Source organism: Streptomyces laculatispora, assembly GCF_017353455.1.
GTDB lineage: Bacteria > Actinomycetota > Actinomycetes > Streptomycetales > Streptomycetaceae > Streptomyces > Streptomyces laculatispora.
On sequence record NZ_JAFMPZ010000526.1, the window covers coordinates 1 to 19,047 of the forward strand.

Here is a 19,047-nt window from a genome sequence, read left to right on the forward strand (position 1 = left end):
CGGCGGGCGCGCCGCCGAACTGGGCGTGCGGCAGTGGCATGTGTCGCTCAGCCATGACGCGGGCATCGCGTCGGCCGTGGTGATCGCGGAGGGCTGAGCCGGGGCGTGGCGGCCGTTTCCTGCGTACGTTGGAGCCATGCGTACTGCGTACAGCGTTTCGACCGTACGGGCCGCCGAACAGGCCCTCATGGCACGGCTCCCGGAGGGCGCGCTGCATCAGCGCGCCCTCCGGGAGCCGTGCCATGAGGGCCTGTTCGGCGGCCCGTACGGTCGAAACGCTGTACGCAGTACGCATGGCTCCAACGTACGCAGGAAACGGCCGCCACGCCCCGGCTCAGCCCTCCGCGATCACCACGGCCGACGCGATGCCCGCGTCATGGCTGAGCGACACATGCCACTGCCGCACGCCCAGTTCGGCGGCGCGCGCGGCGACCGTGCCGATCACCCGCAGCCGGGGCTGCCCGCTCTCCTCGACGTACACCTCGGCGTCGGTCCACAGCAGCCCGGCGGGCGCGCCGAGGGCCTTGGCGAGGGCCTCCTTGGCGGCGAACCGGGCGGCCAGCGAGGCGGTCCCGCGCCGCTCGCCGCCGGGCAGCAGCAACTCGCTCTCCAGGAAGAGGCGCTGGGCCAGCTGCGGCGTGCGTTCCAGCGCCGCGTCGAACCGCTCGATCTCCGCCACATCGATCCCGACCCCGATGATCACGTACGTCCCCTCACAACTGCCCCGCTCACTTCGTTCCACCGTTCATTCCACCGTGACGGACTTCGCCAGATTGCGCGGCTGGTCCACTTCGTTGCCGCGGGCCGTGGCCAGCTCGCAGGCGAAGACCTGCAAGGGCACGGTCGCGACCAGCGGCTGAAGCAGCGTAGGCGTTGCGGGAATCCGGATGAGGTGGTCGGCGTACGGGACGACCGCCTCGTCGCCCTCCTCGGCGATGACGACGGTGAGCGCGCCGCGGGCCCGGATCTCCTGGATGTTCGACACGATCTTGCCGTGCAGCACCGAGCGCCCGCGCGGCGACGGCACCACCACGACGACCGGGAGGCCGTCCTCGATCAGGGCGATCGGCCCGTGCTTGAGCTCACCGGCGGCGAACCCCTCGGCGTGCATGTACGCGAGCTCCTTGAGCTTCAACGCGCCTTCCAGGGCGACCGGGTAGCCGACGTGCCGGCCGAGGAAGAGCACAGTGTCGTGGCCCGCCAGGGAGCGGGCCAGCGCGCGCACCGGCTCCATGGTCGCCAGGACCCGCTGGACCTCGCCGGAGATCTCGGAGAGCTGGCGGATGACGGTGCGGATCTCGTCGCCCCACTTGGTCCCGCGGACCTGGCCGAGGTACAGGGCGACGAGGTAGCAGGCGACGAGCTGGGTGAGGAACGCCTTGGTCGAGGCGACGGCGATCTCGGGCCCGGCGTGCGTGTAGAGGACGGCGTCGGACTCGCGCGGAATGGTGGACCCGTTGGTGTTGCAGATGGCGAGGACCTTCGCGCCCTGCTCGCGGGCGTGCCGCACCGCCATCAGAGTGTCCATCGTCTCGCCGGACTGCGAGATCGCGATGACGAGGGTGCGCTGGTCCAGGATCGGGTCCCGGTAGCGGAACTCGCTGGCCAGCTCGGTCTCGCAGGGAATCCGGGTCCAGTGCTCGATGGCGTACTTGGCGATCATCCCGGCATGGAACGCGGTCCCGCAGGCGACGATCACCACCTTGTCGACCTCGCGGAGCTCCCCCCGCGTGATCCGCACCTCGTCGAGGTGGAGGCTCCCCTCCGGGTCGATCCGGCCGAGGAGGGTGTCCGTGACGGCCTTCGGCTGCTCGGCGATCTCCTTGAGCATGAAGGAGGGGTAGCCGCCCTTCTCGGCGGCGGACGCGTCCCAGTCCACGTGGTACGGAAGCACCTCGGCGGGCCGCCCGTCGAACCCGGTGACGAGGACCCCCTCCCGGCGCAGCTCGACCACCTGGTCCTGGCCCAGCTCGATCGCGGACCTGGTGTGCGCGATGAACGCGGCGACGTCGGAGGCGAGGAACGCCTCGCCGTCCCCCACACCCACCACGAGCGGCGAGTTCCGCCGGGCCCCGACCACCACGTCGGGCGCGTCCGCGAACACGGCGACCAGGGTGAACGCCCCTTCGAGCCGCCCGCAGACCTGCCGCATCGCCTCGGCCGGGTCCTCGCTGCCCGAGTACGCCTCGGCGAGGAGGTGGGCGACGACCTCGGTGTCGGTCTCGGAGACCAGTTCGTGGCCGCGCCCGATCAGCTCGGACCGCAGAGCGGCGAAGTTCTCGATGATCCCGTTGTGGACGACGGCGACGCGTCCGGCGTTGTCGAGGTGCGGGTGGGCGTTGACGTCGGTGGGCCCGCCGTGGGTGGCCCAGCGGGTGTGGCCGATCCCGGCGCTCCCGGCCGACAGCGGCTGCTCGACCAGCAGCTTCTCCAGATTGACCAGCTTCCCGGCCCTCTTCGCGGCGGCCAGCCCGCCATCGGAGAGGACGGCGATCCCGGCGGAGTCGTACCCCCGGTACTCCAGCCGCTTGAGGCCCGCGACGACGATGTCCTGCGCCGACTGCCTACCGACGTACCCGACGATTCCACACATACCGGTCCCTTCGTTGCCATCTGCCCATGTTCTTCGCATATTCGCAGAAGGTGCGAAGGGTGTCGGGGAGGACGGCGTCGGCCAGGGAATGCGGCGCCACGGCTCGGCGCCGGAGCACGCCGCCGCCCCGGAGGACCGCGCCGGGCCGTCCCCCGCCCGACGACCCTGATCACGGGCCCACCCGCGCGGGCTTCTAATATCAATTTCGGTGTTCTCCGGCGGACGCCGACGCCCGCTCGGTCGTGCCCGCCGCCCAACAGCGACACGACACGACGACGGCCACCACATGGCGTCGGCGTCGAGCATCGAGGAGAGGAACGTTCATGCGTGCCCGGAATATCGTTGCCGCCACCGCGACAGCACTGGCGCTGGTGGGCGCCCGCGACCTCGTCCAGAAGAAGCACGCACTGCTCCGGAACTTCCCGGTGGTCGGGCACGCCCGGTACCTGCTGGAGACGATCGGGCCGGAGCTGCGGCAGTACATCGTGACCTCCAACGACGAGGAGCGCCCGTTCAGTCGTGACCAGCGCACCTGGATCTACGCGTCGGCGAAGGGCGAGAACAACTACTTCGGGTTCGGAACCGACAACGACATCGAGCACGTGCAGGGGCACGCGTACGTGAAGCAGCGCACGTTCGCCGGAGAGCTGCTCCCCGACGTGCACGACCCGCAGGCCCTGCTGCCGTCGGCCAAGGTGTTGGGCGGGCCGCGCGGACGCGCCAAGGCGTTCCGGCCGGCGAGCGTGGTGAACATCTCGGCGATGAGCTTCGGATCGCTCTCCGGTGCGGCGATCACGGCTCTCAACAAGGGGGCGGCGCTGGCGGGCACGATGCACAACACGGGCGAGGGCGGCCTCTCGCCGTACCACCGCAATGGCGGGGACCTCGTTCTTCAGATCGGTACGAGCTACTTCGGCTGCCGCAACGAGGACGGCAGCTTCAGCATCGACAAGCTCATGGATGTGGTCGCCGGCGCCCCGGTCAAGGCGATAGAGATCAAACTCTCCCAGGGCGCGAAGCCGGGGCTGGGCGGGCTGCTGCCGGGCGCGAAGGTGACCCCGGAGATCGCCGAGATCCGTGGCATCCCGCTCGGCGAGGACTGCGCCTCCCCGTCGCGGCACACCGCGTTCAGCGATGTCGACTCGATGCTCGACTTCGTCGAACTGCTCGCCACCGAGACCGGTCTGCCGGTCGGGATCAAGAGCGCGGTCGGAGAGATGGGGTTCTGGCAGGAGCTGGCCACGCTGATGGCGCGTGGCGACCGCGGCGTCGACTTCGTGACCGTCGACGGCGGCGAGGGCGGCACCGGGGCGGCGCCGCTGATCTTCGCCGACTCGGTGTCGCTGCCGTTCCGGATGGGCTTCTCCCGGGTCTACGGCACCTTCGCCGAGCTGGGGCTGACCGACGACCTGACCTTCATCGCCTCCGGCAAGCTCGGCCTGCCCGAGAACGCCGTGGTCGCCTTCGCCCTGGGCGCCGACATGATCAACGTGGCTCGTGAGGCGATGCTGTCGATCGGCTGTATCCAGTCGCAGAAGTGTCACACCGACAAGTGCCCCACCGGCGTAGCCACCCAGAACCCACGCCTGGCCCGCGGCCTCGACCCGACCTCGAAGGCCGCCCGCGCCGCCGCCTATCTGCGCACCCTGCGGATGGAGCTGATGAAGGTCTCGGCGGCCGTCGGCGTCGCCCACCCGGCCTTCATCACGGCCGACGACATCGAGATCCTGAACGGCGACTACGACGCCCGCACCCTGTCCGGTGTCTACGGCTACAAGGACGGCTGGGGCGAGCTGGGCCCGCACGTCGCCGACGAGATCACCGCGTTGCTCGCCACCCGGTCGAAGGCCGCCTTCGAGCAGGGACCGGCCGTCTGAGACACCGGCAGTGGACCTGAACAGCCCCTGAAGGGTCGATGCCGTTCCTGCGGCCGAGCGGTAAAGTAGGAACCACTCATACTTTGAGCCGTTCCTACTTTACCGCCTGCCTCAGGAGAGCCCGTGGCCTTCACCGGACGCAGCCGTGAGCTGCGCATTCTCGGAACATGGCTGGAGCGCGTCACTTCGGGGGCAGGGGGCAGCACCGGGCAGGCGCTGGTGATCAAGGGCCGACGCCGGATCGGCAAGACCCGCCTGGTGCAGGAGTTCTGTGCCCGTTCGGGGCAGCCGTACGTCTTCTTCCAGGCGACCCGCAGCCAACCCGCGCCTATGGCCCGGCGGGCCCTGTTCGACGCGGTTGCCTGCGGCCAGGGAATGCGGGACCACGGCGCGGCGCTGGAGCACGCCGCCGCCCCGGAGGACTGGGTCCGGACACTGGCCGCCGTCGCGGCCACCCTGCCCACGGACGAGCCGGTGATTCTCGTACTGGACGAGGTCCCCTGGCTCTCCGAGGCGGACCCGGGATTCGACGCGGCGCTCAAGACGGTGTGGGACATGCATCTGTCCGCGAAGCCGGTGCTCCTGCTGCTGCTCGGCTCCGACCTGGCGATGATGGACCGGCTGACGTCGTACGACCATCCGTTCTACGGCCGGGCGGGTCAGTACACCGTGGGGCCGCTCAGCCCGGCGGACGTGCAGGATTCCACCGGACTGGACGCGGCAGCCGCACTCGACGCCTACCTCGTCACCGGGGGCTTCCCCGAAGTGGTCACCGGCTGGCGGACCGGGGAACCGGTCGCCGCGTACCTGAACCGCCAGGTGGAGGACCCGTCGTCGGTCCTGCTCACGACGGGTGAGCGATCCCTCGCGGCGGAGTTCCCCGCCCGGCTCCAGGCGGGCAGGGTGCTCCGGGCGATCGGCTCGGGCGAGCGCACCTTCTCCGGCATCGCCGCGAGCACGGGCGGCGCCGACGGGCGCGCTCTGGCACACGGCACGCTCGCCCCGATACTGACCGAACTCACCGAGGCGAAGCGGATCGTGGCCGCCGACCTCCCCCTGTCCACCCGGGCGGCCCCCAAGCTCAAGCGCTACCGCATCGCGGACACCTATCTGCGCTTCTGGCTGGCTCACTTGGAGGACGCCGTCGCACAGGCGGAGAGGGGCAGGGGCGAGGTCTCGGCCGCACGCATCCAGCGGTCCTGGCCGTCCTGGCGGGGACGCGCGGTGGAACCGGTGATCAGGGAGTCGCTCGCGCGCCGGGTACCGGACGGCCTCTTCCCCGAGGCGACCGAGGTCGGCGGCTGGTGGAACCGTCAGAACAACCCGGAGGTCGACCTCATCGGTGCCGACACCCAACCGGTGGCGCGCCAAGTCGCCTTCGTGGGCTCGGTGAAATGGCGCGACGAGACCCCGTTCGGGGCACGGGACCTGGCCGAACTCGTCGCGTCCGCGCAGCAGGTGCCGGGCGCGCAGGGCGCGGCCCTGATCGCGGTCAGCCGCAGGCCCCCGACAGACGCGGCGGCCGAGGGGCTAGCCGCGCACTGGGGGCCCGAGGACGTACTCGCCGCGTGGCGGTGACCGGGCTGACCGGCCCTTGATCGCCGGAGCCCCGCCGGCGGGAACCGAACAGGCGTCCCTGATGCTCTAGCGCGGTACACGCCGATCCGCAGGGGGCAGTCATGCGCACTTCCGGCACGGGTCCGAACACAGCTTCCGGGACGGATTCCGTTCGCGGAAGCCGGGCCGGCGGCGGACCGTGGGCCGCTGCCGGGGCCAACCTCGCCATCGGGCTGTGCGCCATCGTCCCCGCCGTGTGCATCCGATGGTTCATCACGCAGTACCTGCCGATGGACTGCACGCCCACGGGCACGACCGTCAACAGCACCGGCTGCGACAGGGACACGTACGAGGACGAGCCCTTCTACCTGTTCTGCGCCGCGATCAGCGGTCTCGTCGTCCTCGCGATGATCCTGGTGGTCGACGTCCTCATGCCGCGCCAGGAACGCTGGCGGATGGGCATCTGGCTCGGGATGGTTCCGCTGGTGCCCGTCCCCTTCCTCGCCGGGCTGGCGCTGGGCCTGTTCTGAGGAGCCGGCCGCAGCAGTCTTCGGAGAGAGTTCCGGCACATCCCGCGTGGGACCTGCGGCACCCTTGGGCGCGGCAGGTCCTCGGCGGCAGCGGCTCTGTCCCGACGGTCAGTCGGACGACGCGTACGAGACGAAGTCGGCCCAGACGCCCGGGGCGAAGCCGAGTTCGGGGCCGGGGATGTTCTTGGAGTCGCGGACGTGGACGGCGGTGGGGGCGGTGGCGACCTCGACGCACTGGGGGCCGTCATTCGTGCTGTAGCTGCTCTTGACCCAGGTCAGGCCGGAAGCACTTCCGGCCGAGGGCTTCGCACTCATGTCTCTCCCAGCAGTTTTTCGATGAAGATTCGCGAGAGCCGAGGCGTGAGCGCCTGGGCCCGGATCAGGCCGTACCGCATCTCAAGGATCTGGACTTCCCTGGGATCGCTGATCAGCCGACTGGTGAGCTGGACCTCGTTGTGCCCCACAGCCGTGCCGTCACTCAACTTAACCACTTCGTGTGAACCGCCCAAGCCCGCGTGCTCCTCGGTCTCGGTCGGCATCACCTGGATCTCGACGTGCCTCAACATGCTCAGTTCTAGCAGGTGTTCGAGCTGCTGACGCAACACCATTTTCCCGCCCGTGGGGCGCCTGAGCGTGGCCTCTTCCTGTACGAAGGTCAGCAGCGGGGCGGGCCGACGCCCGAAGATCGCCTGCCGGGCCATCCGCGCGGCCACGAGACGGTCGACCTGTTCCTCGGTGAACGCCGGGCGCCGCTCCCCGTACAAGGCGCGGGCATACGACTCCGTCTGGAGCAGCCCGTCGATCACATCGGCCGCATACGAGCCCAACTCGACCGCATCGGCCTCCAACTTGGCCAGATCGCGGACCTTCTTCGGATACCGCGCCTCCGCCACGTCCCGCTTCATCGCGGCGATCTTGCCGTTCGCACCCAGGGCCTTGTCCGCCCGGTCCAGGAACTCCGGCTTGGGAATCCGGGTGCCGGTCTCCACCTTGTAGACCAGGTTCTCGCCGTACCCGATCGCCTCGCCGAACTCCGAGGCGCGTAAGCCCGCCGCCTCACGCCAGAGCCGGATCTGCCGGCCGACGACGGCCATCACGGCCCCCGACTCGTCCTCGGGGTCGACAGCCCAATCCGGTCCGTCCACCACGTCGTTGCCACTCATGCGGCATCCGCCTCCACCCGCTCGCGGCGCACCGGCGCTGTACGGCGTGGACAGGCCCGTACGACCGCTGGACAGTCACCGTCCGTATACGTGTCACTGCTTTTCAGCGTAGCGACGGACGGCCACGCTGAGTGACGTGAACCGAGAAATCACCCAACCGCGTGCACGCAGCGGCATGTTCGCCGTGCAGCTCTCCGCGACCCGCCGGGGCGCCCGGCTCGCCCGGCTGCTGGCGACGGAACAGCTCCGTTCCTGGGGGCTGCCGCTGGACGACGCGAGCCAGATCATCGCCGAGCTGGCGTCGAACGCGGCGCTGCACGGATACGTGGCGGGGCGGGACTTCCGCATCCTGCTGACGGTCACCGGGGACACGCTGCGCATCGAGGTGGCGGACGCACGCGGGGACCGGCTGCCCCGGCTTCTGGAACAGTCCGAGGCGTACGAGTCCGGCCGCGGGCTTCTCCTCGTCGAGGCACTGGCCACGCGCTGGGGCGTCGAGCACGGCCCGTTCCCGCGGAAGACGGTCTGGGCGGAGATCGCCCTGACCGGATCGTAACCGCCACGACCCGGTGGACGACGACCCGGTGGACGACGACCCGGGCGGCCGGGACGCGGCGGCCCACGACGTAAAAGGCTTTCAAGTCCTTCAGGAAGAAGAAATCTCACCAAACCAAACCAACCCGGGTGGACCTCAGCAGGCCCGTGCGCGCACCCGTGGGAACGGCGCCGCCGCCCGTCACTCACACGGGTGAGGTTGCCCAACTGAGCTGGATTTCGCCCGGGTTGCCTGGCATATGCTCGCGAAACCGACTTTCAGACATGAGACGGCCCCCGCCGGGACAGTAATCCCGAGCGAGGGCCTGACCAACGAGGAAGAGAACGCTTCCCGATGGATAGCCAGCAGATTATCGCGCCCTCGCGCGCCCCGTCCGGCGGTGTCTTACACGTCAACGTGCGCCACACCAGCCACTTCACCGTCATCGGCAACCACCTCGCCCAGCACCACGAGCTCTCCCTCATCGCGATCGGGCTCGCCGCGCACATCCAGTCGCTGCCCGCCGGGGCGAAGGTCGGCATCAAGGTCCTCGTCGAGCGCTTCCCGGAGAGCGAGGCCCGCATCGCCGCCGCCCTGCGCGAGCTCGAAGCCTACGGCTACCTGAAACGCACCCGCGAGCGTCTGCCCTGCGGCCGCGTGATCACGCGCACGACCTCGTACAACCAGCCGTGTGCGCAGGCCGTCGGCCCGCCCGCACGCCACCCGGACCGCGCCGACCGCGCCGACCGCACCGGCCGCGCCTCCACCCGTTCCACACGTCTCGCGCGGCCGGCTGCGGCCACGGCGATCCCGGCAACGGCGCCACCTGCTCCCGCACCCGTGCCCGTTGCGACCCCCGTCGCGGCATCCGGCCCGGCAACCGCTACCGCTCCGGCTCCGGTCGCCGCACCCGCCCCCGTCCGCCCGCAGCCGCAGACGCCCGACCCGGACCTGCACCGCACCGCCTCGGCGCTCCTGCTCGAACTACGGCGCGAGGCCGCCGTACTCGTCCTCTCCGAGAACGACGTCCGCAGCCTCACCCCCGCCGTCGCCACCTGGCTCGAACGCGACGCCACCCCCGCATCAGTCACCCGGGCCCTGACCACGGACCTGCCCGTGCCCCTGAAGTACCCGGCCAAGCTGCTGGCGCACCGGCTGAGCACACTGCTCCCGGCCCCCGTCCCGGCCGCTTTCGTCGCCCCTCCCCCGGTGCCGTTCCAGAACTGCGACGACTGCGACCGCGCGTTCAGAGCACCCGAGCCCGGCCGGTGCGGCGAGTGCCGCACCGCCGTGCTGTGAGTACAAGACACACTCTGATGAGCAAGGCATGGACAGGCACACTCATGCAAGCCCGAGGCCAACAATCACTCACCTCACGACAGCGAACAACCCGCCCACGAACAATCGCCGATTCTCGCCACGACCGACATCAAACCGGGAGATCGCGTCGCGTTACACGATCCATCAGTGTGAGAGGACGAAGTTGAATCCCTGCGCACTGTGGGATCCCCCCGTCGCGCACACCCCGTCGCCCGAATAACCCCAGAAGAACATCGAGTAGCAGTCCTGACAGAAACGCCAGTTCCGCTGCCGAGTGGAGTTCTCGGTGATGTCGTGAGGGAGTGTGAAGTTGAATCCCTGCGCACTGTGGGCGCCTCCCGCCGGGCATACCCCGTTACCCGAATAGCCCCAGAAGAACATCGAGAAGCACTTCTGGCAGAACCGCCAGTTGTGCTGGGCGTTAGCCGTTTCAGGAACGTCGTACGGCAGGACGAAGTTGAACCCCTGCGCACTGTGGGCACCCCCCGCCGGGCACACCCCGTCGGTCGGATAGCCCCACCAGTACATCGAGTAGCACTTCTGGCAGAACCGCCAGTCAGCCTGGGTGGCCTGCGCGCCTGCGGGAGCCGCCACGGCCACCCCGGCGCCCGTCATGGTCGCGGCAGCCGCGAGCCCGATGATCCCCGCACTCACCCCGACCGCCTGGCCGAGAAACGCGCGCCGGCTGGACGGGCCGGTCTTACGCGGCTGGTCGGACGGCTGTGCGTGACCGTTCACTAATTCCATGATCATCCCTCTATCGATCCCAGTGGAATGTTCTCTTGGCGCCATCTATTCGGAGCACATGCTGTCCTTGGCTTCACCAGCAGTCAAGTAGTATCTCCAGTCGGCGAAATGATGCTGCCGCATTCCGGTTTCTGAACCGACGGGCACGACTTGTAAACTTTAGCTAATAAGATCACGCCCTGCATTGATCCTTAATCCGCCTTCTCCCGTGCGCGGTGGAGTCGGCGGACTCGGCGCAGCCGACCCGGGAAGCGGGCCCAAGAGGTCAGGGCGGCGGCCATGGCCAGGCCTCGGCTCTGCCGGTCGTTGCGGACCACGTACGGGATCTTGAGACCACGAGCGGCCCATGGCAGGCTCATGCCGCATGATCGATGAATTCGCGAAAGACAACCTGCACGAGAGACTGCGGCGGGACCGCAAGGCGCTGCTCTGGAAACTCGACGGCTTGTCCGAATACGACGCCCGCCGACCTTTGACAGCGACCGGGACCAACCTCCTCGGCCTGGTCAAACACGTGGCTCTGGTCGAGGCCAGGTACTTCGGCGAGGTCTTCGACCGCCCTTCCCCGGAACCGCTGCCCCGATGGCAGGACCACGACGGCAGCGATCTGTGGGCGACCGAGGACGAGACACGCGATCAGATCATCGGGTTCTACCGGCGCACGTGGGAACACTCGGACGCGACGATCAACGAGCTTCCCCTCGACGCCCCCGGCCACGTGCCGTGGTGGCCGGAGCCCTATCTCAACACGAACCTGTTCGCCGTCATGGTCCATGTCCTCGGCGAGTCCGTCCGGCATGCCGGGCACGCCGATATCCTGCGCGAGGGCCTCGACGGCCGGACCGGGTTGCGCGCCGAACACGAGAAGCAGATCGACGAGGAAGCCCGTGCAGCCCACTGCGCGAAGATCGAGCAGGCCGCCAGGTCGGCCGCACCAATCAAGGCTTAGAGCGTCTGGTTCCTGATGGACTCTGGGAGCCGGCCGCCCCGTTACCGCCGTCATTCGCGGCTCGACCGCAAGGTGGTGGGACCGCTCCGCGTGACGAGCGGGCGTACGCGGCCGCCCCGGGTGCCATGGCCGACGGCGCCCGCGTCGACGGAAAGCCACACCTCACCGTGCCCGGGGCGGACGGACGGGCCCAGGTTGCCCGGCGCCCGCCCAGGGCGCTACGCGGTCTTCAGCTGGGTGAAGCGGAGGCGGTTGCCGAACGGGTCGCGCAGACCGCAGTCGATTCCGTACTCACGGTCGGTGGGCTCCTCGGTGAACTCGACGCCCTTGGCGAGCAGCGTCTCGTACGTCTTGCGGCAGTCGTCCGTGGTGAGGATGAGCCAGCCGCCCATCGCGCCCTTGGTCACCAGTTCGCGTACCTGCTCCGCCGTCTCCTCCGACATCGCGGGAGCCCCCGGCCTCTCCAGCAGGATCTGGCGTTCCGGGTGGCCGGGGACGCTGACGGCGAGCCAGCGCATGAAGCCCATGTCGACATCGGCGGCGACCTCCAGGCCGAGCTTGCCGACGTAGAAGTCGAGGGCCTGGTCCTGGTCGAGGACGTACATCTGCGAGTGCGTGATTGCGTTGAACATGTGCTCAACGCTAAGGGGCCGGCCGCGGGAAAACTTATCCAGAACTGCTCAGTCGCTCGGCCTCGTCCATGCCATCGTGAAGCACGTGGGGACGCCCGTGGGCGCGGCTTCCTTGCGGTACGTCCTCGGTGAGCGGCCGACGATGTCGCTGAAGGTACGGCTGAAGGTGCCCGTGCTGCCGAAGCCGACCTCGAAGCAGATGTCCGTCACGCTGTGGTCGGTCTCCCGCAGCAGGAACATCGCGCGCTCCACCCGGCGGCGTTGCAGGTAGCGGTGGGGCGTCTCGCCGAACGTGGCACGGAAGGTGCGCGAGAAGTGCGCCGGGGAGACGTGCGCGATGCGCGCCAGGGCGGGTACGTCCAGCGGCTGCGCGTAGGTGCGGTCCATCGCGTCCCGGGCCCGGAGCATCCGGCGGTTCGACTCTTCTGCGGCGCGGCTCACACCGCCATCACACCACGCCCGCCCCCGCTCACCCCCAGGCGCGGTCCGGGGACCGCAGCCGGTCGCCGTCGCGGGCTCTCGCGGTGGCGGTACGGGGCAGTCGCACGGCCCCGTACCGCCCGGCGGGTCCGCTCAGTTCACATCGACGTAGTCGACGGGGGAGGTGGCGGCGCCCGTGGTGGACCAGCCGCCGAAGCTCCAGCGCCAGTAGCCGTCGACGGATGCCTTGACGGTGGTCTTCAGCGCGCCCGTGGAGCTCGACGTCACCGTCTTGACCGTGGTGTAGGCGGAGCTGCCCTTCTTGCGGAACTGCAGCTTGACCGTCGCCGCGGCAACGCCCGTGTACGTGTGCTTCGCCCAGTCGGCGCGCTTGAGGCTGCCCGTCACGGTGAGCGTCTTGCCCTTCTTCACCGGCTCCGGGGAGGCGTTGACCGTCGCCTTCGCCCACCGCCTGATCTGCACACCACCCGGAGCGGTCGTGAACTGCTCGGTCTTGAGGTGGTCGTCGGCCGTCCAGAGCTGTGTCGCGACGCCGATCTTCCAGGTCGTGGCGTCCTTGGTCGATTTCAGGCGGTAGCGGGGATCGATGTACAACGTGCCTTCGCAGTCCGCGATCCGGGCGGTTGTCTCGTAGCAGGTGTAGATCCCCTGGAAGCCGTTCCTCTCCCATTCCTTCGCGGCGGTGCCGCCGTGGTAGAGGTAGGGATACACGTCCCACGCGGCGGGCTTGGCCGTGCTGAGGCCGGCGGGGAGGTGGATCCGGAAGGTGATCCGTGGCTCCTTCACATCCGTCGTGCCCACGACTACGGGCTTGCCGCCGTTCACGACGATCTCCGTCACCGTGATCCCGGTGCCGGCTGCCTGCGCCGTCGGAGCCGTGAACGCCGAGAGGACGAGGGCCCCCGCGAGTGCGGTCACGGCGCCGGTTCTGCTGCCTGTCTTCACGCGTACCTCGTTGATTCTGCTGGGTAAGGGCTGCGGACCCGCCTGCCCGGACCGTCACCGGCCGATCGGCGGAGCGGCAGGCTACCAGCGGCCCGGCCGGGCGCTCCGGGCAGGGCGATCATGGAAATCCCCCGGACCCGCAACGGTCCCGCCCGTGCCCACGTGACCGACTCCACCCCCCACTCCGTTCGAACTCCCGCAACAATGAACCTGTGATCACTTCGCCGACACGGAGCACGAACCGACGCGCCGAGCACGCCGCGACGCCGTACGTCGACCTCTCCCGAGCGGAGTGGAGCGCCCTGCGCGACAAGACGCCGCTGCCGCTGACCGCCGAGGAGGTGGAACGGCTGCGCGGGCTCGGAGACGTCATCGACCTGGACGAGGTGCGGGACGTCTATCTGCCGCTCTCCCGGCTCCTCAACCTGTACGTGCAGGCCACCTCCGGGCTGCGCGGCGCGCTGAACACCTTCCTCGGGGACGCGGGCAACGGGCACGGCGCGCAGCGCGGCACCCCGTTCGTCATAGGGGTCGCGGGCAGCGTCGCGGTCGGCAAGTCGACCAGCGCCCGTATCCTCCAGGCGCTGCTGGCCCGCTGGCCGGAGCACCCGCGGGTGGAGCTGGTGACCACGGACGGGTTCCTGCTGCCGATGAAGGAGCTCCACGCGCGCGGGCTGATGTCGCGCAAGGGTTTCCCCGAGTCCTACGACCGGCGCGCCCTCACCCGTTTCGTCGCCGACATCAAGGCGGGCAAGGACGAGGTGACGGCCCCCGTCTACTCGCACCTGATCTACGACATCGTGCCCGGCGAGCGGCTCACCGTACGGCGCCCGGACATCCTCATCGTCGAGGGGCTGAACGTGCTCCAGCCCGCACTGCCCGGCAAGGACGGCCGGACCAGGGTCGGGCTCGCCGACTACTTCGACTTCAGTGTGTACGTGGACGCGCGGCCCGAGGACATCGAGACCTGGTACCTCAACCGCTTCCGCAAGCTGCGCGCGACGGCGTTCCAGGATCCGTCCTCGTACTTCCGCAAGTACACCCAGGTCTCCGAGGCGGAGGCGATGGAGTACGCGGCGACGATGTGGCGGACCATCAACAAGCCCAATCTGGTGGAGAATGTCGCGCCGACCCGGGGACGTGCCACCCTGGTGCTCCGCAAGGGCCCCGACCACAAGGTCCAGCGACTGTCCCTGCGCAAGCTCTGAGCCGCAGGACCCACCCGAGGAGCCCGTTGTGCTGCATCTGCGTCTGCTCGTCCCCGCCGAGCACACGGACGAGGTGACGAGCCTGTTGGAGCGAACCGTCGGCACCACCCATCTCGTGGTGCTGCCGGGGGTCGCGCGCGATCCGGTCGGTGACATGGTGCTGTGCGACGTGGCGCGCGAGGCGGGCGACGAGCTGATCGCGGCGCTGCGGCGGCTCGGGGTCGACACGTACGGGTCGATCACCGTCGAGAACATGGACCTGACGCTCTCCACGCGCGCCGACCGGGCCGAGGAGGCCGCACCGGGTGAGGGCGCGGACGCGGTGCTGTGGGAAGAGCTGGTGGAGGCCACGCACGACGACTCGACGTTCAGCGTCACCTATGTGGCGTTCCTGGCCGTCGCGACGATGCTCGCCGCCTGCGGTGTGATGCTCGACAACGCGATCCTGATCGTGGGCGCGATGGCGGTGGGTCCTGAGTTCGGTCCGCTGGCCGGGATCTCCACGGCCCTGGTGCAGCGCGCCCCGCGCCTGGTGTGGCGCTCGCTGTGGGCGCTGATCGGCGGCTTCGCCGCGGCCATGGCACTGACGGCCGGCTTCGCCTGGCTGATGGACGTCTTCGGGCTGTTCAACGTGGGGATGATCGAGGCGGACCGCCCCAATACGGCGTTCGTCTGGCAGCCGGACTGGATGTCGTTCGTGGTGGCGTTCCTGGCGGGCATCGCCGGGACGCTCTCCCTGACCTCGGCGAAGTCCGGGGCTCTGATCGGGGTCGCGATCTCGGTGACGACCGTGCCGGCGGCGGCCAACGCGGCGGTGGCCTTCAGCTACCGCGACTACAGCCAGATGACCGGCTCCGTGCAGCAGCTGCTGGCGAACCTCGGCGGCATCGTGCTCGCGGGGACGCTGACGCTGCTGGCGCAGAAGGCCCTGTGGCGGACGACGCGGCACCACCAGCGGGCAGCACACACGAGGCCGCCCGCTCGCAGCACGCAGGCGTAGGCAGGCGTGCTGGGAGCGGGCGGACGCGCGGGCGGGCGCAGGCAGACGGGCGGCCGCGCGATGCACGCGCGACCGCCCGACTCACCGCTTATCCCAGCGCGGACTTCACCACGTCGGCCAGCCGTCCGGCCACCGCGCGCGCCTGGTCGATGTCGGCCGCCTCGACCATGACCCGTACCAGCGGCTCCGTGCCCGACTGGCGCAGCAGCACCCGTCCGGTGACACCCAGCTCGCGCTCGGCGTCGGCAACGGCCGTGACCAGCTCCGGGGAGGTGGCCACCCGGGACTTGTCGACGTCCGGCACGTTGATGAGCACCTGCGGCAGCCGCTCCATCACACCGGCCAGTTCGGCGAGCGTACGGCCGGTGGAGGCGACCCGTGCCGCCAGCATCAGGCCGGTCAGCGTGCCGTCGCCGGTCGTGGCGTGGTCCAGGACGATGACGTGGCCGGACTGCTCGCCGCCCAGGGCGTAGCCCTCGGCCTTCATCGACTCCAGTACGTAACGGTCGCCGACAGCGGTCTGGACGAGCTCGATGCCCTCCCGCTCCATGGCGATCTTGAAGCCGAGGTTCGACATCACGGTACCGACCACGGTGCCCTTGCGGAGCTGCCCGGCGTCGCGCATGGCGAGGGCGAGCACGGCCAGGATCTGGTCGCCGTCGATCTCCTCGCCCGCGGCGTCCACGGCCAGGCAGCGGTCGGCGTCGCCGTCGTGCGCGATGCCGAGGTCGGCGCCGTGCTCGACGACGGCGGCGCGCAGCAGCTCCAGGTGTGTGGAGCCGCAGCCGTCGTTGATGTTCAGGCCGTCCGGATCGGCGCCGATCGTGACGATCTCGGCCCCGGCGCGGGCGAACGCCTCGGGCGAGACGCGGGCGGCGGCGCCGTGCGCCTCGTCGAGCACGACCTTCAGGCCGTCGAGCCGGTTGGGCAGTACGCCGATGAGGTGAGCGACGTAGCGGTCGAAGCCCTCGGCGTAGTCGCTGATCCGGCCCACTCCGGCGCCGGTGGGACGGGCCCACGGCGCGCCGGTGCGGTGCTGCTCGTAGACCGTCTCGATGCGGTCCTCCAGCTCGTCGGCGAGCTTGTGGCCGCCGCGGGCGAAGAACTTGATCCCGTTGTCCGGCATGGCGTTGTGGCTGGCGGAGAGCATCACACCGATGTCGGCGCCCAGCGCACCGGTGAGGTACGCCACGGCGGGGGTGGGCAGCACACCGACGCGCAGGACGTCGACGCCCGCGCTGGCGAGGCCCGCCACCACGGCGGCCTCCAGGAACTCTCCGGAGGCGCGGGGATCGCGGCCGACCACGGCCGTCGGCCGATGGCCCTCAAAAGAGCCCACCTCGCCCAGTACGTGCGCCGCAGCGACCGACAGGCCGAGCGCGAGCTCCGCCGTCAGGTCCGCATTGGCGACACCGCGCACGCCGTCCGTGCCGAAGAGTCGTCCCACTGGTGTCCTCCGAAGGTGCTCCGAAACGCAAAAAATCAGACCAGGCATTCAACGGGCGTATGAACGTCTTATGCCGTTATATGCCCGAGGCTGTCAATATACGAACGCCCCGGCAGCACGAGGTGTGCCGCCGGGGCGAACGTGTAACGCGGATGAGCAGGCGGTTTAGCGCTTGCTGTACTGCGGGGCCTTACGGGCCTTCTTGAGACCGGCCTTCTTGCGCTCGACCGCACGGTCGTCGCGGGAGAGGAAGCCGGCCTTCTTCAGCGTGGCGCGGTTGTTGTCCTCGTCCGCCTCGTTGAGCGAGCGGGCGACGCCGAGGCGCAGGGCACCGGCCTGACCCGAGACGCCGCCACCCGAGATGCGGGCGATGACGTCGTAGCGGTTGTCGAGCTCGAGCACCTTGAAGGGCTCGTTGACTTCCTGCTGGTGCACCTTGTTGGGGAAGTAGTCCTCAAGGGTGCGACCGTTGATCTTCCACTTGCCGGTGCCCGGAACGATCCGGACGCGGGCGATGGCGTTCTTGCGACGGCCAAGGCCGGCCGCCGGCTGCGGGTCGCCGAAGCGGCCCACGAGCGACTCCGAGGTGTACTCGCCCTCGACGGGCACCTCGGACTCGAAGGTGGTCACCTCGGCGAAGGTCTCTTCGCCCTCGGTGACCTCGGTGCCCTCGACGGGCGTCTCTGCAGTGGTCTCGGCCACGATTCTCCTCAGATCTTTCTGTACGTCTTAGGGGGAGGCCGGAACTACTGCGCGACCTGGGTGATCTCGAACGGGACCGGCTGCTGCGCAGCGTGCGGGTGCTGGTCGCCCGCGTAGACCTTGAGCTTCGAGATCATCTGGCGACCCAGAGTGTTCTTGGGGATCATGCCCTTGATGGCCTTCTCGACAGCCTTCTCGGGGTTCTTCGAGAGCAGCTCGTCGTAGCGCACGGAGCGCAGACCGCCCGGGAACCCGGAGTGGCGGTACGCCATCTTCTGGGTCTTCTTGTTGCCGGAGAGGTGAACCTTCTCGGCGTTGATGATGATGACGAAGTCGCCCATGTCCATGTGGGGGGCGTAAATCGCCTTGTGCTTGCCTCGGAGGAGGTTCGCAGCCGTGGTGGCCAGACGGCCCAGGACGATGTCCTCGGCGTCAATGATGTGCCACTGGCGAGTGACATCGCCGGGCTTGGGGCTGTACGTACGCACTTCGTAGCCTTCGCTTCTTCAGTGGATGGGGTCCAGACACACGGCACCTCTGAAGCGATATGCAGCTGGGGCTCACAATGCCGGGAACGCTGCCCGTATGCGAGCCACTGGTAACTGCTCCAGAGAACCTACGTAAGGGCCCTTCGCGTGAGAACGACGAAGCCAATACGTATAACAATCGTCGACAGTACCCGCCCCGCCCCGGACGGGTCAAAACGCGCCGGTCCTACCGCGCCCGCTCCACCCGCCGCTCGTCCCAGACCGGCTCCGTCGTCTCCCGTACGACCCCGTCGGAGCCGAAGACCAGATACCGGTCGAAGGACTTCGCGAACCACCGGTCGTGCGTGACGGCCATCACCGTGCCGTCGTACACCTCAAGACCGTCCTGGAGCGCCTCGGCCGACTCCAGGTCCAGGTTGTCGGTCGGCTCGTCCAGCAGCAGCGCCGTCGTGCCCGCCAGCTCCAGGAGCAGGATCTGGAACCGGGCCTGCTGACCGCCGGACAGCTTCTCGAAGGGCTGGTCCCCCTGCCGCTCCAGCTCGTACCGCCGCAGCACGGACATCGCACCGCCGCGGTCCTTGGCCTGCTCCGTCCACAGGATCTCGACGAGCGTCTTGCCGAGCAGCTCCGGGTGGGCGTGGGTCTGCGCGAAGTGGCCGGCCACCACCCTCGCCCCGAGCTTCCACTCCCCCGTGTGCGCCACCGGCTCGCCGGCCAGCAGCCGCAGGAAGTGCGACTTGCCCGACCCGTTCGAACCGAGGACGGCGACCCGCTCCCCGTAGAAGATCTCCAGGTCGAACGGCTTCATCAGCCCGGTCAGCTCCAGGTTCTTGCAGGTCACCGCCCGCATCCCGGTCCGGCCGCCGCGCAGCCGCATCCGGATGTCCTGCTCGCGCGGCGGCCGGACCGGGAT

The 19,047-nt window shown here is 69.4% G+C and carries 20 protein-coding genes and 1 pseudogene; 9 read left to right on the forward strand and 12 right to left on the reverse strand.

Going from position 1 to position 19,047, the window contains the following annotated elements; translation table 11 throughout:
- Positions 1-97, forward strand: a pseudogene (locus J1C73_RS27695) (holo-ACP synthase); the annotation flags it as partial.
- A gap of 237 nt (positions 98-334) precedes the next feature.
- Here the strand turns inward: J1C73_RS27695 and J1C73_RS27700 are convergent.
- Both J1C73_RS27700 and glmS read right to left on the reverse strand, forming a co-directional pair.
- Positions 335-703, reverse strand: coding sequence for a holo-ACP synthase (locus J1C73_RS27700; protein ID WP_207318792.1), 369 nt, complete (start codon positions 701-703; stop codon positions 335-337).
- A gap of 42 nt (positions 704-745) precedes the next feature.
- Positions 746-2,593: a glutamine--fructose-6-phosphate transaminase (isomerizing) gene (glmS, locus tag J1C73_RS27705; RefSeq protein ID WP_207318781.1), complete on the reverse strand. Its 1,848-nt coding sequence runs from the start codon at positions 2,591-2,593 to the stop codon at positions 746-748.
- A 323-nt stretch (positions 2,594-2,916) separates the two neighbouring features.
- On the opposite strand from glmS, the gene J1C73_RS27710 reads away from it, so the two are divergent.
- From J1C73_RS27710 to J1C73_RS27720, 3 genes are all read left to right on the forward strand, one after another.
- A complete protein-coding gene (locus tag J1C73_RS27710) occupies positions 2,917-4,470 on the forward strand; it encodes an FMN-binding glutamate synthase family protein (protein WP_207318782.1) in 1,554 nt (517 codons plus the stop codon).
- 123 nt (positions 4,471-4,593) lie between these two features.
- The gene (locus J1C73_RS27715; RefSeq protein WP_207318783.1) at positions 4,594-6,048 is read left to right on the forward strand and encodes an ATP-binding protein; all 1,455 of its coding nucleotides are present in this window, start codon (positions 4,594-4,596) and stop codon (positions 6,046-6,048) included.
- 233 nt (positions 6,049-6,281) lie between these two features.
- Positions 6,282-6,557 carry a hypothetical protein gene (locus J1C73_RS27720; protein ID WP_207318784.1) on the forward strand — a complete coding sequence of 92 codons (276 nt, stop codon included), beginning with the start codon at positions 6,282-6,284 and terminating at the stop codon, positions 6,555-6,557.
- Positions 6,558-6,665: 108 nt separating this feature from the next.
- Here J1C73_RS27720 and J1C73_RS27725 read toward each other — a convergent pair whose 3' ends face one another.
- Positions 6,666-6,872, reverse strand: coding sequence for a DUF397 domain-containing protein (locus tag J1C73_RS27725; protein WP_207318785.1), 207 nt, complete (start codon positions 6,870-6,872; stop codon positions 6,666-6,668).
- Entirely contained in the window at positions 6,869-7,720 is an 852-nt protein-coding gene (locus tag J1C73_RS27730) for a helix-turn-helix domain-containing protein (RefSeq protein WP_207318786.1), read from the reverse strand. The genes J1C73_RS27725 and J1C73_RS27730 overlap by 4 nt, the downstream gene beginning before the upstream one ends.
- Before the next feature lie 136 nt (positions 7,721-7,856).
- Here J1C73_RS27730 and J1C73_RS27735 point away from each other — a divergent pair, with 136 nt between their 5' ends.
- Together J1C73_RS27735 and J1C73_RS27740 are read left to right on the forward strand one after the other, a co-directional pair.
- Positions 7,857-8,276 carry an ATP-binding protein gene (locus tag J1C73_RS27735; RefSeq protein WP_123461086.1) on the forward strand — a complete coding sequence of 140 codons (420 nt, stop codon included), beginning with the start codon at positions 7,857-7,859 and terminating at the stop codon, positions 8,274-8,276.
- 333 nt (positions 8,277-8,609) lie between these two features.
- Entirely contained in the window at positions 8,610-9,554 is a 945-nt protein-coding gene (locus J1C73_RS27740; RefSeq protein WP_207318787.1) for a helix-turn-helix domain-containing protein, read from the forward strand.
- Positions 9,555-9,719: 165 nt separating this feature from the next.
- Here the strand turns inward: J1C73_RS27740 and J1C73_RS27745 are convergent, their stop codons facing one another.
- A complete protein-coding gene (locus tag J1C73_RS27745) occupies positions 9,720-10,313 on the reverse strand; it encodes a hypothetical protein (protein ID WP_242644789.1) in 594 nt (197 codons plus the stop codon).
- Positions 10,314-10,686: 373 nt separating this feature from the next.
- On the opposite strand from J1C73_RS27745, the gene J1C73_RS27750 reads away from it, so the two are divergent.
- The gene (locus J1C73_RS27750; protein ID WP_207318789.1) at positions 10,687-11,271 is read left to right on the forward strand and encodes a DinB family protein; all 585 of its coding nucleotides are present in this window, start codon (positions 10,687-10,689) and stop codon (positions 11,269-11,271) included.
- A gap of 218 nt (positions 11,272-11,489) precedes the next feature.
- On the opposite strand, the gene J1C73_RS27755 is transcribed toward J1C73_RS27750, so the two are convergent.
- The 3 genes from J1C73_RS27755 to J1C73_RS27765 all read right to left on the reverse strand — a co-directional run bounded on the left by J1C73_RS27755 (position 11,490) and on the right by J1C73_RS27765 (position 13,289).
- Positions 11,490-11,903, reverse strand: coding sequence for a VOC family protein (locus J1C73_RS27755; RefSeq protein ID WP_123461083.1), 414 nt, complete (start codon positions 11,901-11,903; stop codon positions 11,490-11,492).
- A 48-nt stretch (positions 11,904-11,951) separates the two neighbouring features.
- Entirely contained in the window at positions 11,952-12,344 is a 393-nt protein-coding gene (locus J1C73_RS27760) for a helix-turn-helix domain-containing protein (protein WP_185095364.1), read from the reverse strand.
- Positions 12,345-12,476: 132 nt separating this feature from the next.
- Entirely contained in the window at positions 12,477-13,289 is an 813-nt protein-coding gene (locus tag J1C73_RS27765; RefSeq protein WP_307797813.1) for a hypothetical protein, read from the reverse strand.
- Positions 13,290-13,501: 212 nt separating this feature from the next.
- Here J1C73_RS27765 and coaA point away from each other — a divergent pair, with 212 nt between their 5' ends.
- Together coaA and J1C73_RS27775 are read left to right on the forward strand one after the other, a co-directional pair.
- Positions 13,502-14,497, forward strand: a complete 996-nt coding sequence (gene coaA, locus J1C73_RS27770; protein WP_123461081.1) for a type I pantothenate kinase — start codon at positions 13,502-13,504, stop codon at positions 14,495-14,497.
- 28 nt (positions 14,498-14,525) lie between these two features.
- Positions 14,526-15,497 (forward strand): DUF389 domain-containing protein, encoded by a 972-nt coding sequence (locus J1C73_RS27775; protein WP_123461080.1) that lies wholly within the window; start codon positions 14,526-14,528, stop codon positions 15,495-15,497.
- A gap of 88 nt (positions 15,498-15,585) precedes the next feature.
- Here J1C73_RS27775 and glmM read toward each other — a convergent pair whose 3' ends face one another.
- The 4 genes from glmM to J1C73_RS27795 all read right to left on the reverse strand — a co-directional run.
- Positions 15,586-16,944 (reverse strand): phosphoglucosamine mutase, encoded by a 1,359-nt coding sequence (gene glmM / locus J1C73_RS27780; RefSeq protein WP_207318790.1) that lies wholly within the window; start codon positions 16,942-16,944, stop codon positions 15,586-15,588.
- A gap of 165 nt (positions 16,945-17,109) precedes the next feature.
- Positions 17,110-17,646 carry a 30S ribosomal protein S9 gene (rpsI, locus tag J1C73_RS27785; protein WP_123461078.1) on the reverse strand — a complete coding sequence of 179 codons (537 nt, stop codon included), beginning with the start codon at positions 17,644-17,646 and terminating at the stop codon, positions 17,110-17,112.
- A 44-nt stretch (positions 17,647-17,690) separates the two neighbouring features.
- Positions 17,691-18,134: a 50S ribosomal protein L13 gene (gene rplM, locus J1C73_RS27790; RefSeq protein ID WP_031096418.1), complete on the reverse strand. Its 444-nt coding sequence runs from the start codon at positions 18,132-18,134 to the stop codon at positions 17,691-17,693.
- A 226-nt stretch (positions 18,135-18,360) separates the two neighbouring features.
- Positions 18,361-19,047 (reverse strand): ATP-binding cassette domain-containing protein (locus J1C73_RS27795; protein ID WP_207318791.1); only part of this gene is annotated, 687 nt, incomplete at its 5' end.

Coding starts and splice junctions, on each gene's coding strand:
- glmS (WP_207318781.1), bottom strand. CDS start 2,593: ATGTGTGGAATCGTCGGGTACGTCGGTAGGCAGTCGGCGCAGGACATC.
- J1C73_RS27710 (WP_207318782.1), top strand. CDS start 2,917: ATGCGTGCCCGGAATATCGTTGCCGCCACCGCGACAGCACTGGCGCTG.
- J1C73_RS27725 (WP_207318785.1), bottom strand. CDS start 6,872: ATGAGTGCGAAGCCCTCGGCCGGAAGTGCTTCCGGCCTGACCTGGGTC.
- J1C73_RS27730 (WP_207318786.1), bottom strand. CDS start 7,720: ATGAGTGGCAACGACGTGGTGGACGGACCGGATTGGGCTGTCGACCCC.
- J1C73_RS27740 (WP_207318787.1), top strand. CDS start 8,610: ATGGATAGCCAGCAGATTATCGCGCCCTCGCGCGCCCCGTCCGGCGGT.
- J1C73_RS27750 (WP_207318789.1), top strand. CDS start 10,687: ATGATCGATGAATTCGCGAAAGACAACCTGCACGAGAGACTGCGGCGG.
- J1C73_RS27755 (WP_123461083.1), bottom strand. CDS start 11,903: ATGTTCAACGCAATCACGCACTCGCAGATGTACGTCCTCGACCAGGAC.